Origin of the sequence: Marinobacterium sp. xm-g-59, from assembly GCF_013283315.1 — a bacterium.
GTDB lineage: Bacteria > Pseudomonadota > Gammaproteobacteria > Pseudomonadales > Balneatricaceae > Marinobacterium_E.
In genome coordinates, this window is sequence record NZ_WBYR01000009.1 from 47,082 (window position 1) to 60,590 (window position 13,509).

Genomic DNA, 13,509 nt, shown 5'->3' on the forward strand with positions numbered 1-13,509 from the left:
GTGCTCGGGTTTTTTGATGGCCAATTAAGTTTAGCCAGCCAATTCCGAGATATCGGCGATACCACCAAATAGCTCTTTAAGTTGTTGCAGCATCGCAAGACGGTTTTGCTTAACGTCAGCGTCATCTGCCATGACACGAACCTCTTCAAAGAAGCGGTCGATAGGCTGGCGAAGATCAGCTAGAGCTTGAAGAGCGCCCTGGTAATCGCCTTCACCTGTCATTGATGCAACTGAACTGCTTAAACCGTTGAGTGCTTGAGCAAGCTCTTTTTCAGCCTCATCAGATAGCAGTGCATCGTTGATAGCGGTAGACGGTGTAGAGTCTAGTTTCGCAAGGATATTACCAACACGCTTGTTGCCAGCGATCAGTGCCGAGGCTGCTTCAAGTTGTGTAAAGGCCGCAACAGCATGAGCGCGACGCACAAAGTCTAATGGTTTACTTGGGCGAAGACCGTGGATCGACAGGTAGATCTCTGCGCTGATGCCCTCTTCTTCAAACCAGAAACGGAAACGTTCTAGCATGAATTCAAAGACATTCTCAGCAGCACTGTCCAAAGCAGGCAGTGCTTGGTAGTTTGATGCTGCTGTCTTAAGAAGCTCTTTAAGATCAAGATCCAGCTCATGTTCAACGATAATACGAAGCACACCCAATGCTGCACGACGCAGTGCAAATGGATCTTTAGAACCTGTAGGCGGCTGGTTGATCGCAAACAGACCGACCAGTGTGTCCAAGCGATCTGCCAAGGCTACAGCAATGCCTGTTTTAGAGGCAGGTAGATCGTCACCGGCAAACTTTGGCATGTACTGCTCATAGATCGCCTGTGCGACCTCTTGCTCTTCACCATCGTGCAGTGCGAAGTGGTAACCCATAAGACCCTGAAGCTCTGTGAACTCATAAACGGTATCTGTTAGCAGGTCACACTTAGCAAGTTGTGAAGCACGAGCGGCAAACGCTTCATTACCGCCAATCAGTTTGGCAATGGCAGTGGCCGTTGCTTCAATGCGAGCAGCTTTGTCCGCGACTGTGCCAAGCTCGTTTTGGAACACGACACTCTTTAGCTTCTCTAGGCGATCAATAAGAGGTGCCTTCTTGTCTGTCTCAAAGAAGAAAGCAGCATCGGCTAGGCGAGGGCGAATCACCTTCTCGTTACCTGCAATCACTTGCTGAGGATCTTTAGACTCAATGTTTGAGATCGTAATGAAGTACGGCATCAACTTGTTGTTGCTATCCACAAGGTGGAAGTACTTCTGGTTCTCTTTCATTGAAAGGATTAGGACTTGCTCAGGTACCTCAAGGAAGCGCTCTTCAAAACGTCCAGCCAAAGCAACAGGCCATTCGTTCAGTGCACAGACTTCGTCCAGAAGATCTTCATCGATCTCAGCAATGCCGCCAATACGAGCGGCTTCAGCAAGTACTTGTTCACGAATCATTTCGCGACGCTCAGCGAAGCTAGCCACAACTTTACCGGTATTACGAAGCGTGGCAGCGTATTCACCTGCAGTCATCAGCTCAATATCATGTGGGTAGTGGAAACGGTGGCCACGTGATTTACGACCTGAAGTAACCTCAAGAAGAGTACAAGGCAGAACCTCATCACCCAGAAGCGCAACGATCCATTTAACAGGGCGAACAAACTCAGTACGACTAGCCGCCCAACGCATACGCTTAGGAATCGGCAGGCCGCTCAAAGCGGTCTCAAGCATTCCTGGTAGAAGTTCTGAAGCAGGTTTACCAACCTCAGTACCGCGGTAAACGTAGTAGTCACCCTTGTCAGTATTCTCAATAACAAGGTCTTCAAGAGAGACACCGCAGCTGCCAGCAAAACCTTTAACGGCTTGTTCAGGTGCTTTTGCAGAAGGACCGCGTTTTTCAATGTTACGATCAGGCTGTTGGCAGTCTAGCTCTTTAACCAATACGGCCAAGCGACGTGGAGCAGCAAATAGCTCTAAAGATGAAAAGTTAAGCTGAGCATCGTTCAGTTGAGCCGTGAGGCTTTTTCCCAGTGCGTCTGACAGAGAGAGAAGTGCACCCGGTGGTAGCTCTTCAGTACCCAGTTCAAATAGAAAATCTTGATTACTCATTACTCGGCTCCCTCCAGTGATGCTAGGACTTCTTGGCGAATAGACTCTTCTGCCATTGGGAAACCAAGCTCTTTACGCTTGTTGTAGTAAGCTTCGGCAACACCGCGAGCCAACGTACGAACCCGAAGAATGTAACGTTGACGCTCAGTCGCCGAGATCGCGTGACGTGCATCCAGTAGGTTGAAGGTATGCGATGCCTTCATGACCTGTTCATAAGCCGGAAGCGGTAAGCCGACATCCAGCAGTTTTTGACACTCTTTTTCGTAGTGCTCAAAGTTGCTGAATAGGTGTGGCACATCAGCGTACTCAAAGTTGTAAGTCGACTGCTCGACTTCGTTTTGGTGGAAAACATCACCGTAAGTTACAACGGTACCATCAGGCGCTTTAGACCAAACTAGATCGTAAACACTGTCTACTTCTTGAACGTACATCGCTAGACGTTCAAGGCCGTAGGTAATTTCGCCAGTGACTGGGTAACACTCAAGACCACCGACTTGTTGGAAGTAGGTGAACTGAGTCACTTCCATACCGTTTAGCCAAACTTCCCAACCAAGACCCCAGGCACCCAAAGTAGGTGATTCCCAGTTGTCCTCTACAAAGCGAACATCGTGTGTCAAAAGATCAAAGCCGAGACGTTCAAGCGAACCAAGGTAGAGCTCTTGGAAGTTGTCTGGGTGAGGCTTCATCACAACCTGAAATTGGTAGTAGTGTTGAAGACGGTTTGGGTTCTCACCGTAACGGCCATCGGTTGGGCGTCGGCTTGGTTGAACGTAAGCTGAGTTCCAGCTCTCTGGGCCGATGGCACGCAGAGTGGTAGACGGGTGGAAAGTACCAGCACCCACTTCCATATCCAGTGGCTGAACAATTACACAGCCTTGCTCGGCCCAATACTGTTGTAGGGCAAAGATAAGACCTTGGAAGGTGCTTACATCAGGTTTGACAGTGTCGGTCACGACAGAAGTCCTCGGCTAGGATTTTTTGCAAAAAATTAGCCCAGAATTATACAGCATTCCTTAAGAATTTAAGAGGGGCGTAACCCTATCCATTTAATAGGGTTATCGGCGCCAGAAAGCCGGTGTTAGTAAGACTAATAAGGTAAATACCTCAAGACGTCCTAGCAACATCGCAAAGACCAAAATCCATTTGGCGGTAGTCGGTATATCACCATAGTGTGCCGCAACATCACCAAGGCCTGGGCCTAGGTTGTTGAGCGTAGCGCCGACCGCCGACCATGCCGTTACTTGATCCAGTCCAGTGGCTAGCAGTGCAACTAGCATCACCACAAATACGATCAAGTAGACCGAGAAAAACCCCCAAACCGCTTCAAGCACTTTGTTCGAAATTGGGCGTCTTCCCAACTTCACAGGCATGATGGCGTTCGGGTGGATCAGGCGCACAATCTCACGGTAACCCTGCTTCAGAATCAGCAGTAGACGTATCTGTTTCATACCACCACCGGTCGATCCTGCACAGCCCCCGGCAAAGGCTGCTAAGAAGAGTAAGAAGGGCAGCATGGCGGGCCAGTGTGCGAAGTCAGCGACGGCAAAGCCGGTCGTCGTTGCAATGGAGACAACCATGAAGACTGCTTTGCGCAGCGCCTCAATCGATTCATAGGTGCCGGTAAAGTCGAGCACAAACAGTGTAAACAGCGACAGGCTGATCAGAGAGAAGAGGTAAAACTTGAACTCTGGATCTGAGAAGTAGTGGGCGACACTGTGCTGTCGCCAAGCGGCAAAGTGAAGGCCGAAGTTAATCCCCGAAAGCACCATAAAGAGTACACAAATCATCTCAATCAGTGCGCTGTCATAGAATCCAATACTGGCATCGTGTGTTGAGAACCCGCCAATGGCGACAGTAGAGAAGCTGTGGCCAATTGCATCGAACAGCTCCATTCCCGCTGCCCAGTAGCCCAGTGCACAGGCAATCGTCAGCGTCAGGTATATGTTCCAGAGTGCTTTGGCTGTTTCGGTGATTCTAGGTGTCAGCTTTGAATCTTTTACCGGGCCAGGTGTTTCAGCACGGTAGAGCTGCATCCCACCGATGCCTAGCATTGGCAGTATCGCGACGGCTAGGACGATGATACCCATACCCCCCAACCACTGCAGCTGCTGACGATAGTAGAGCAGGGACTTGGGAAGCGTATCCAGCCCAGTGATCACGGTCGCCCCTGTTGTCGTCAGACCAGAGACAGCCTCAAACAGAGCGTCGGTAAAGGTAAAGTTTGTTTCGGCCGAAAAGTAGATAGGTAACGAACCGAAGAAGCCCAGTACCGTCCAGAATAGAACGGTAATTAAGAATCCGTCGCGTGTTCGCAGATCTTGGCGGACTCGCATGAAGGGGAGCCAGATTAAGAAACCGGTACACAGCGTGACGAAGAAAGCCCCAACAAAGGCTTGAATATTGCCATCGTCGTAGATCATCGAGACGAGGGCTGGCGGAAGCTGAGTGATGCTGAATATCATCAACAGCAGGCCAAGTATTCTGAGAATCACTTTGAAGTGCATGGGAGCCTCAGAAGAAGGTTAGGCCGACGGTAAAGAGCTTCTCTACCTCGCCAATTTGACGGTTATCGATGAGGAACAGAATGACATGGTCGCCATCTTCAACCACGACGTCATCGTGGGCAATTAATACCTGGTTATCTCGCACAATGGCACCGATGGTCGCACCCGCGGGTAGCGCAATATCCTCAATGGCGCGCCCAACGACTTTAGAGCTTGACGGGTCACCGTGGGCGATCGCTTCAATCGCTTCTGCTGCACCACGGCGCAGAGAGTGAACCGCGGCAACATCGCCGCGACGTACGTGGGCCAGTAGGGCGCCAATGGTGGTCTGTTGTGGTGATATGGCAATGTCGATAACGCCACCCTGTACAAGGTCAACATAGGCAGGGTTGTTGATCAGCGTCATCACCTTTCTGGCCCCTAAACGTTTGGCCAGCATCGATGCCATGATGTTAGCTTCGTCGTCGTTGGTTAGGGCACAGAATACATCGACATCATCAATGTTCTCTTCGAGAAGCAGTTCCGAATCTGAAGCGCTGCCGTGCAGAACAATGGTGCGGTTTAGATCGCGTGCCAAGTGGTTGCATCGATCTAGGCTTCGCTCAATCAGTTTGACCTGGAAGTCATCCTCAATCGATTCGGCTAGTCGGAATCCGATGTTGCCACCCCCGGCAATCATGATGCGTTTGTAAGGGTTATCTAATCGGCGCAGTTCGCCCATAACCGAACGTATATCGCCGGCAGCGGCGATAAAGAAAACTTCATCGTCCGCCTCAATCACCGTGTCACCGGTTGGAATAATAGGACGATCCTGTCTGAAAATGGCTGCTACACGAGTGTCGACATTGGGCATGTGCGCTCTGAGCAGGGCGATTTCACGACCCACCAGTGGGCCACCGTAATAGGCCTTAACGGCAACTAATTGCGCTGCGCCATCGGCAAAATCGAGAACCTGAAGGGCGCCTGGGTGATGGATCATTCGGGCAATGTGTTGTGTCACCAAGTGCTCAGGGCTGATCAATACATCAATTGGGATGCCGGCAACGTTGTTCTCTTTCTGCGTATTGAAGAGCTTACCTTCTGAGTAGTTGTAAGCTTGGTCACGAACACGGGCAATCAACTTTGGCACGCGAAAATGCGACCAAGCGACCTGACAGGCAACCATGTTGATCTCATCTGAGTTAGTCACTGCGATCAACATGTCGGCATCTTCTACGCCAGCGCTATGCAGAATAGTCGGCAGCGAAGCTTGGCCTTCAACCGTACGAATATCTAGACGGTCGGCAAGTTCTCTGAGTCTTGGGCCATCGACATCAATGACAGTAATATCGTTGGATTCACTGGCGAGATGCTCTGCTAGAGAGCCACCCACCTGTCCTGCACCCAGAATAACAACGTTCATGTAGCGCTTAAGCCTCTTCTATTCGCTTGATGCGGGCGTAGTAGAAGCCATCATGGCCTCCATTTTGTGGAAACAGCTGCCGACCGGCAGGTCTCTCTATGCCCCATTCTGCGACTATTTTGCACTCTTTCGCATCCGAGTGCTCTTTCAAAAATCGTTCGACAACACGCTCGTTCTCTTGTGTGAACACTGAGCAGGTTGCATACAGCAATGTACCACCAGGCTTGAGCATATCCCATAGGTTATTAAGGATCTCAAGTTGAGTGGTTGCAAGACCCAGCAGATCTTCATTACGACGCAGTACTTTTATATCTGGATTACGACGAATGACACCGGTAGCACTACAGGGTGCATCCACCAGAATTCGATCATAAGCGTCACCGCTCCACCAATCCCGTTGAGCGGCATCACCGACAATGACACCCGCACTCTGCTCTAGTCGTTCTAAATTCTCTTCGATGCGCGCTACTCGTCGAGGCTCTAACTCCAGGGCATCGATCTCAATATCATCTTCCAATTCAAGAAGGTGACAAAGCTTACCGCCGGGTGCGGCACAGGCATCGAGTATGCGTTCGCCCGCTTTTACACCCAGCAGTTCTGCAGCCAATTGTGCCGCTTCATCCTGAACCGAGACCTGCCCCTCTGCAAAGTGTGGCAGCTTATCCACAGAGCAGGGCGTCGTTAGGTAGATGGCATCGTTTGAGAACAATCCAGCGGTTGCTTCGATTTCTGCACTGTTCAGTATCTCAAGGTAGGTATCACGATCGCTTTTCGAACGATTGACCCGCAGGCACATTGGTGGGCTCTGATCGTTTTCGGTCATTATGCTTTGCCAGTGATCGGGCCAGTTGTGCTTGAGTTTAGCGATCATCCACTCTGGGTGATTCCAGCGGCCAGTCTCGGTCTGCTGGATATCAGCTTCTAAACTAACCTTTTCACGCTGGTAACGACGCAACACGGCATTCAACAGTTTTGCGGCCCAAGGCTTACCCATCTGCTTAGCGCCTTCAACGGTCTCGTTGATGACAGCATGCTCAGCCGTCGAGAGATGTCTCAATTGGTAGAGCGCGCTCAACAGTAGGGCAAAGACGTCAGTGTCCTCTTCTCTAAAAGGCTTGCGCAGACACTCATGGCTGAGCGCTTCAAGCTGTGGATAGAAACGAAGCGTGCCGTAGCAGATCTCTTGAAACAGAGCGCGGTCACGAGGCTCGACTCGAGAGAGCATGCCCGGGAGTCGGCTAGAGAGTGAGCCGTTGTGTTGTAACAGCTGCGATAGAAAAACAGCCACTTGCACCCTTAGGTTAGCGGTATTACTCAAAGCGCATACCCTCAACAAATGGGTGGTTGTTTGAATTGAGTAGTGCCGACGCTTCAGTGGCGCGACCGCCTGGCATCTGAATGGTTTTGATCAGCAAAGAGCCTTCGCCACACCCGATCAGGACACCCTGTTTATCGGCTTTGATCAGAGCGCCAGCATCACCGGCTTCTGATTGTGCTTCCGCTCTCCAGATGCGTACGCTTTTATCATCAAGGGTTGTGTAAGCCACTGGCCAAGGAGAGAGGCCGCGAACCTGACGGGCGATCGCGTCTGCCGACTCTGTCCAGTCAATTTTACCTTCGGCTTTCTCAAGCTTATTGGCGTAGTTAGCTAACGCATCGTCTTGAACTTCTGGCGTTAACTCGCCTGCCAACAGTGCAGGAAGTTGCTCAATCAGCATATTGGAGCCAAGTACTGCTAATCGATCATGCAGTTCGCCGCTGCTCTCTTGCTTATCGATTGGCGTAAACACCTTAGCCAGCATGGGCCCAGTATCCAGCCCAGCTTCCATCTGCATTAGCGTCACACCGGTCTCTTTGTCACCTGCCAGCAGTGCACGATGGATCGGAGCAGCACCACGCCAACGCGGCAGAATAGAGGCGTGTACGTTAACGCAACCCAGTTTTGGTGTGTCCAATACAACCTGCGGCAGTATCAAACCGTAGGCAACAACAATCATTAAATCAGCGTCGATCGCAGCCAGTTCCGCCTGAGCCGCTTCATCACGCAGTGAGAGTGGCTGAAACACGGGAATATTTGCTTGCAGTGCAATCTGCTTAACAGGGCTCGCTTGTAACTTCCTACCACGGCCCGCTGGTCGATCGGGTTGGGTATAGACGGCTACCACATCAAAGCCGGAGTCGATCAGGGCCTGTAGATGAGAGGCGGCAAAATCTGGGGTTCCGGCAAATATAATTTTAGACAATTCGATATCCTAAAATGAAACAGGCTTGCCAAGGTGAGCGGCAAGCCTGTCTGATCTTTAAGCCTGAGCGGCTTCTAATTTATGTTTCTTCTCGAGTTTTCCGCGGATTCGATCACGTTTCAATCGAGAGATATGGTCAACAAACAGCTTGCCGTTCAGATGATCCAGCTCGTGCTGAATACAGACCGCTAGCAAACCATCAGCGATTAACTCATAAGGTTCACCATCACGACCAATCGCATTCAGCTTAACGCGCTCTGGGCGAACGACGTTTTCGTAGAATCCAGGGACAGAGAGGCAGCCCTCTTGCATCTGTTCAGTCTCGTCGGTTAACACTTCAAAAGAGGGGTTAATTAAAACCAGTGGCTCATTACCCTCTTCGGATATGTCGATCACGACGATCTGTTTATGAATATTGACCTGTGTTGCCGCTAGGCCAATGCCGGGGGCGTCGTACATGGTTTCAAACATGTCATCGATGATCTTACGTACCTCATCGTCGACCGTCTCAACCGGCTCAGCAATGGTGCGAAGGCGCGGGTCTGGGAACTCTAAAATTTTAAGCAGTGCCATACCGTTTAGTGATCTCTCTTAATCGGATAACTAGTAACATTGTTAATATTGTCTATTATACCTATTAGGACTCTGTTTGCATGTGGTACACGTTAAGCAGTGCAATCGAATAGATAAGCGTCAAACGCTGAAGGACAGTATGTTTAAACGGATAAAACAGATCGCTGCCGTTGCATTGGGTTTAACCTCTATGCTGGCGCAAGCTGACACCATCAAGTTGGCGCAAGATGCCCCCTCGGAATACACCGTTGTTAAAGGGGATACCCTGTGGGATATCTCCGCGCGTTTCCTGAAAAGCCCTTGGCTCTGGCCTAAGGTTTGGGAAGTAAACTCGCAGATCTACAACCCTCATCTCATTTACCCTGGAGATGTCATCTACCTCTACTGGGAAGATGGTGAGCCACGCCTGGGTCGTAAACCAGGTACTCTGGTGTTAACGCCTGAGGTTAAAGTCGTTCCCCGCGAAGAGGCTATCGCTTCGATCCCTCTGCGTGATGTACAAGCCTTTCTCAATGATAGCCGAGTGGTTGATAATCAAATGTTAGCGGATGCGCCCTACGTGCTGGGTGGTAAAAACCAACGCATCCTCGCTGCCAATGATGATCGAGTCTATGTTCGAGGTGAATTGTTAGATGACAGTCGTCAGCAATCACTCTACCGCCCTTTGACCGAGTATGTAGATCCCAACACCGGTGAGTCTTTAGGTTATGAGCTACACCGCGTCGCTGATGCGCTGGTTCGTGGTTCTGAAGGCGACACAATCAGTGTTGATATTCGCAACAGTACTGAAGAGGTGCGTTTAGAAGATATTCTGATTCCAACTGGCGAAGCGCCACTGGTGACTCGGTTTATGCCACGCCCTGGTCCAGAGGTCGATAATGTTGAAGTCATCGCCGTATTAAATGGCGTTGCCAACATTGGTCAGTTTAACAGTGTCACAATCAATGCTGGCGAGCGCGAAGGAATCGAACCAGGCAGTGTCTACGCGATCTACAATCGTGGCGAAGAGATTCGTGACCCTAAAACAGGTGAAAAACTTCAACTACCAGCCGAGCGTGCCGGTGAGTTGATGGTCTACAAAGCCTTCGACAAGGTCAGTTATGCGCTGGTGATGCGTGCAACCGAAGTGATTCAGGTTGGTGACCCGCTTCGTCAGCCTTAACGTCACAATATTAGACAATCGCTGCACAAGGATGTGCAGTGTCAGGAGCAAGGATGCCAGCCGAATCGATCGACTGGGTTGCACTGCGCCTTTTGGCCATGCGACCCGCTTCCAATCTAAAATTCATTCAACACACTGACTGGCCCGATCGGCTAAAAGACTCTAAGTGCTTAATAGAGCAGTTGGAGCTGTTTAACGAAAGTCAGTTCGCTGTCAGGCAGATAAAGTCACTCTACGATCATGCCGAAAAGCATCTAAATGTTATTAAAAACATAGATTGTGACGTTATCTGCTTTGAAGATAGCCGTTATCCCGAATTGCTTAAATCGATCTACGATCCGCCTGTGGTACTCTTCTCAAAAGGCAATGTGCAGGCATTGAATGACCCTCAAGTCGCTATGGTGGGTGGGCGAAAATCATCCAGCTTGGCCCGTGCAACCGCACAGAGATTTGCTCAAGAGCTAACCCAAGCAGGCGTTCATGTCACCAGCGGGTTAGCCATAGGTATTGATCACGCAGCTCATCTCGGCGCAATAGCAGGCGGCCCAGGTACAACAATCGCCGTTATGGCAAACGGCCCAGATCTGGTGTACCCACAACGGCATCAGCGGCTGGCACAGCAGATATTTGACTCAGGCGGGCTGTTAGTCACTGAGCAGTTGCCCGGTATCCAACCCAGACCCTACCTATTTCCAGAGCGTAATCGCATCATCAGTGGTATGAGTCTGGGAACCTTAGTCGTTGAAGCCGCTATTAAGAGTGGGTCACTGGTCACGGCGCGTTTGGCGCTGGAGCAGGGGCGGGAGGTATTTGCCATACCGGGTGCGATTACCAATGAGCTTGCAAGAGGCTGTCACCATCTTATTAAAGAGGGAGCTCAGTTGGTTGAAACGGTCTCCGATATCTTGGCGTCACTCTATCTGCCGCTCACTTCAGATCGTGAACAGAAGCCGCCCGTTGAGTCGGATGATCCCATAATCCATGCCCTGCATCAGCAACCGTTAACCGCCGATCAGCTAGCTGCAAAGCTCAGTATTCCGATTGGACAGCTTCAGCGTCTGCTCGTGGAACTAGAAATCTCAGGAATTATTGGCCGAGAGGGAGCCCGTTACGTCGTTCTTCGGTAGAATAGCGTTTTTTCCAAAGTAAGATTCTGATTATGGTGAATGATTGGAGCATTAAACAGGCCGTAGAGGTGGTCCAGCAGGGTGGCGTGATTGCCTATCCTACAGAGGCGGTTTGGGGGTTAGGTTGTGACCCTTGGAACGAGCATGCCGTGAAACATCTGTTAGCGGTTAAACGCCGCCCTATGCATAAGGGCTTAATTTTAGTGGCAGCCAATATTGGGCAGGTTGAGCCACTGCTGCAGAATCTGACAGCAGAGCAGCGTCAGGTTGTTGAAGCAAGTTGGCCGGGCCCCAATACCTGGTTGATACCGGATACCAACGAGATGATCCCTGAGTGGGTTAAAGGCCAGCACAGCTCTGTTGCTGTTCGTGTCTCTGCACATCCCATCGTGCAGGCGCTCTGCAACCGTGCCGATATGCCATTGGTATCGACCTCTGCTAATCCCTCATCTGCAGTACCAGCGAAGAGTAAGTTGAGAGTAAGTACTTACTTTGGAAATAGAATTAATTATCGTGTTCAGGGAGCATTAGGCGATTCGGATCGACCATCCGTGATTCGTGATGCACTGACTGGACAGACCCTACGAGTTTAGAGACGGAGATTGCTAATGAGCAAACCGAGCGTAGCAGAAGTAAAAGCCTTCTTAATGGATCTTCAGGATCGTATCTGTAATGAGCTAGCAGCAGCCGATGGTGGCGCTGAGTTTGTTGAGGACTCTTGGGATCGACCCGAAGGCGGCGGTGGCCGAAGCCGAGTCATTACAAACGGTGCGGTGTTTGAAAAGGGCGGCGTTAACTTTTCGCATGTTCACGGTAATCAGATGCCGGCATCGGCAACGGCGCACCGTCCTGAGCTTCAAGGCCGTAACTTTGAAGCGATGGGTGTCAGCCTTGTGATGCACCCTAAAAATCCTAAAGTGCCGACCTCACATGCCAATGTTCGTTTCTTCATTGCGGAGAAAGAGGGCGAAGAGCCAGTTTGGTGGTTCGGTGGTGGATTTGATTTGACCCCTTACTACGGCAATGAAGAGGATTGTGTATTTTGGCACCAAGTGGCTAAAGACGCTTGTGATCCTTTTGGTGACGATGTCTACTCTCGTTATAAAAAGTGGTGTGATGACTACTTCTTCTTGAAGCATCGTGGCGAGCCTCGCGGTATCGGCGGCCTCTTTTTCGATGATCTGAATGAGTTGGGTTTTGATCAAAGTTTTGCGCTGATGCAGTCCATTGGTAATGCCTACACTAAAGCCTATGTACCGATTGTCGAGCGCCGTCGTGATGAGCGTTATGGTGAAGCTGAGCGTGATTTCCAATTGCACCGTCGCGGCCGTTACGTTGAATTTAACCTAGTGTTTGACCGTGGCACCCTGTTTGGATTGCAGACTGGTGGCCGAACCGAATCGATTCTGATGTCGCTTCCACCGGAAGTGCGTTGGGACTACAACTGGGCACCTGAACCCGGTACAGAAGAGGCGCGTTTGACTGATTACTACCTGCAATCGAGAGACTGGTTAGGCTTAGAAGCATGATCGATCAGTACCGAGTAACAGGCAATCCGATCAAACATAGTCTGTCACCCAGAATTCATAGCCACTTTGCTCAGATAACGGGTGAAGCTTTGGACTATACGGCTCAGTTGTTAGAGGCGGATACCTTTACGGAGACGTTGAGGGCTCAACTGACCTCTGGAGAGATCAAGGGCTCTAATGTGACCTTGCCATTTAAAGAGCTAGCTTGGCAGCTTGCACAGGTGCGCACAGCGCGCGCGGAGACTGCCGGTGCAGCGAACACTCTCTGGTTAAATGAGCAGGGCGACATTTGTGCTGATAACACCGACGGCATTGGTCTGTTAACTGATCTAAAGAACAACTTGGGTTTGGAATTAGCCGGCAAGCGCGTCTTGATACTGGGTGCAGGTGGCGCTGTGCGTGGTGTCATTCAGCCGATGTTAGAAGCTCAGGTTGCGAGCGTTGTGATAGCGAATCGCACGGTCTCTAAAGCTCAGGTTATTGCCGATGTCTTTGCGGACGCGCCCGTCTCTGCTTGCGGCTATGATGACATTACGGGGCCGGCTTTCGATCTGATCGTCAATGGCACTTCGGCCAGTATTGGCGGTGAATTGCCCCCTGTGCCTGCTGAAGCGATCGATGCCAACAGTTGTGGTTACGACATGATGTACGGTGCCGAACAGACGCCATTTTGTGCCTGGTGCCAACAGCATGGTGCACGTGCCATAGACGGTCTGGGTATGTTGGTTGAACAAGCGGCGGAGTCCTTCGCAATTTGGCGAGGGGTGAAACCCGAAACAGCCGAGATTCTTAATCAGCTCAGATCCGAACTGCAACACAAATAGCATTGACTTAGAGAGGGGAGCGCTTCAGTCTAAGGGTATCAATTCGCTGTATTGGATGCCCCG

At 50.7% G+C, this 13,509-nt stretch carries 12 protein-coding genes; 5 read left to right on the plus strand and 7 right to left on the minus strand.

Going from position 1 to position 13,509, the window contains the following annotated elements; all coding sequences use genetic code 11:
* Positions 1 to 30: 30 nt before the first annotated feature.
* From glyS to def, 7 genes are all read right to left on the minus strand, one after another.
* The gene (gene glyS, locus XMG59_RS09705) at positions 31 to 2,082 is read right to left on the minus strand and encodes a glycine--tRNA ligase subunit beta (RefSeq protein WP_173498609.1); all 2,052 of its coding nucleotides are present in this window, start codon (positions 2,080 to 2,082) and stop codon (positions 31 to 33) included.
* Positions 2,082 to 3,035, minus strand: a complete 954-nt coding sequence (gene glyQ / locus XMG59_RS09710; protein ID WP_173495370.1) for a glycine--tRNA ligase subunit alpha — start codon at positions 3,033 to 3,035, stop codon at positions 2,082 to 2,084. Before glyQ ends, glyS begins: the two co-directional genes overlap by 1 nt.
* 102 nt (positions 3,036 to 3,137) lie before the next feature.
* Positions 3,138 to 4,586, minus strand: coding sequence for a TrkH family potassium uptake protein (locus XMG59_RS09715; RefSeq protein WP_173495369.1), 1,449 nt, complete (start codon positions 4,584 to 4,586; stop codon positions 3,138 to 3,140).
* A 7-nt stretch (positions 4,587 to 4,593) separates the two neighbouring features.
* Positions 4,594 to 5,988 (minus strand): Trk system potassium transporter TrkA, encoded by a 1,395-nt coding sequence (trkA, locus tag XMG59_RS09720; protein ID WP_173484674.1) that lies wholly within the window; start codon positions 5,986 to 5,988, stop codon positions 4,594 to 4,596.
* Positions 5,989 to 5,995: 7 nt separating this feature from the next.
* A complete protein-coding gene (gene rsmB, locus XMG59_RS09725; protein ID WP_173498610.1) occupies positions 5,996 to 7,306 on the minus strand; it encodes a 16S rRNA (cytosine(967)-C(5))-methyltransferase RsmB in 1,311 nt (436 codons plus the stop codon).
* Positions 7,299 to 8,231, minus strand: coding sequence for a methionyl-tRNA formyltransferase (gene fmt, locus XMG59_RS09730; protein WP_217363729.1), 933 nt, complete (start codon positions 8,229 to 8,231; stop codon positions 7,299 to 7,301). The genes rsmB and fmt overlap by 8 nt, the downstream gene beginning before the upstream one ends.
* 57 nt (positions 8,232 to 8,288) lie before the next feature.
* Positions 8,289 to 8,804 (minus strand): peptide deformylase, encoded by a 516-nt coding sequence (def, locus tag XMG59_RS09735; RefSeq protein ID WP_173482181.1) that lies wholly within the window; start codon positions 8,802 to 8,804, stop codon positions 8,289 to 8,291.
* An 82-nt stretch (positions 8,805 to 8,886) separates the two neighbouring features.
* On the opposite strand from def, the gene XMG59_RS09740 reads away from it, so the two are divergent.
* Genes XMG59_RS09740 through aroE form a run of 5 tightly spaced genes read left to right on the plus strand, consistent with a single transcriptional unit; the run spans position 8,887 to position 13,446 of the window.
* On the plus strand, positions 8,887 to 9,966 hold the full coding sequence (locus tag XMG59_RS09740; protein ID WP_371743741.1) for a LysM peptidoglycan-binding domain-containing protein: 1,080 nt from the start codon (positions 8,887 to 8,889) through the stop codon (positions 9,964 to 9,966).
* Between the two features lie 53 nt (positions 9,967 to 10,019).
* Entirely contained in the window at positions 10,020 to 11,093 is a 1,074-nt protein-coding gene (gene dprA / locus XMG59_RS09745; RefSeq protein ID WP_173498611.1) for a DNA-processing protein DprA, read from the plus strand.
* A gap of 32 nt (positions 11,094 to 11,125) precedes the next feature.
* Positions 11,126 to 11,686, plus strand: a complete 561-nt coding sequence (locus XMG59_RS09750; RefSeq protein WP_173498612.1) for an L-threonylcarbamoyladenylate synthase — start codon at positions 11,126 to 11,128, stop codon at positions 11,684 to 11,686.
* A gap of 15 nt (positions 11,687 to 11,701) precedes the next feature.
* Positions 11,702 to 12,622 (plus strand): oxygen-dependent coproporphyrinogen oxidase, encoded by a 921-nt coding sequence (hemF, locus tag XMG59_RS09755; protein WP_173498613.1) that lies wholly within the window; start codon positions 11,702 to 11,704, stop codon positions 12,620 to 12,622.
* Positions 12,619 to 13,446: a shikimate dehydrogenase gene (gene aroE, locus XMG59_RS09760; protein WP_173498614.1), complete on the plus strand. Its 828-nt coding sequence runs from the start codon at positions 12,619 to 12,621 to the stop codon at positions 13,444 to 13,446. Before hemF ends, aroE begins: the two co-directional genes overlap by 4 nt.
* Positions 13,447 to 13,509 lie beyond the last annotated feature (63 nt).

Coding starts and splice junctions, on each gene's coding strand:
- def (WP_173482181.1), bottom strand. CDS start 8,804: ATGGCACTGCTTAAAATTTTAGAGTTCCCAGACCCGCGCCTTCGCACC.
- XMG59_RS09750 (WP_173498612.1), top strand. CDS start 11,126: ATGGTGAATGATTGGAGCATTAAACAGGCCGTAGAGGTGGTCCAGCAG.
- dprA (WP_173498611.1), top strand. CDS start 10,020: ATGCCAGCCGAATCGATCGACTGGGTTGCACTGCGCCTTTTGGCCATG.
- aroE (WP_173498614.1), top strand. CDS start 12,619: ATGATCGATCAGTACCGAGTAACAGGCAATCCGATCAAACATAGTCTG.
- XMG59_RS09715 (WP_173495369.1), bottom strand. CDS start 4,586: ATGCACTTCAAAGTGATTCTCAGAATACTTGGCCTGCTGTTGATGATA.
- hemF (WP_173498613.1), top strand. CDS start 11,702: ATGAGCAAACCGAGCGTAGCAGAAGTAAAAGCCTTCTTAATGGATCTT.
- glyS (WP_173498609.1), bottom strand. CDS start 2,082: ATGAGTAATCAAGATTTTCTATTTGAACTGGGTACTGAAGAGCTACCA.
- trkA (WP_173484674.1), bottom strand. CDS start 5,988: ATGAACGTTGTTATTCTGGGTGCAGGACAGGTGGGTGGCTCTCTAGCA.